The following is a 499-nucleotide window of genomic DNA, read 5'->3' as shown; positions in this document are numbered from 1 at the left end:
GTCAGTTACCAGCAGCACATCCTTGTCGAGCCTAGGGCCAAGGTGGCGGTGCAACTGCCGTTTGGTCACTGCAGCGCGGCCGGTGATGAAGTCGAGGGTGTGGCCGGTACGGTCGCGCGCCACCAGGATGCAGACGTGTTCATGGGTAATGCCACGTGTGGAGGCGACCCCACCGCGCCGCCGGGCTGGCCGGTCCAGCTGGCGCGAGCCCTTCTGCGACTCGAGTAAAAACATCTCGTCGGCTTCGGCAATCCCGGCCAGACGCTCGACCCGGTCGTGCTTCGTGAACGCGAGAAAACGGTGGCGCCACCGAAAGCTGGTGTTGCGGTGCACGCCGACTGCCTTGGCTGCTGCCCGAACGCTTTTGGTCTCGAGCATGTTGGAGAGGTAATCGAGCCACTTGGCGCGGTGACGCAAACGCGACAAAGGCGTACCGCTCAATGCGTTGAAGGTCTTGCGGCAAGCGCGGCAGCGGTAGCGTTGGATGCCCCGGTCCAGC

Annotated in this window: 1 protein-coding gene; it reads right to left on the bottom strand. The window is 64.3% G+C overall.

Translation table 11 applies throughout. The features are described from left to right. A partial coding sequence (locus tag AC3XQU_RS22880; RefSeq protein ID WP_489876453.1) for an IS1595 family transposase occupies positions 1-499 on the bottom strand: 499 nt, incomplete at both ends.

It is taken from the genome of Telluria sp. AZSoR62 (assembly GCF_058111565.1).
This window is presented reverse-complemented; position numbering and strand designations above follow the sequence as displayed.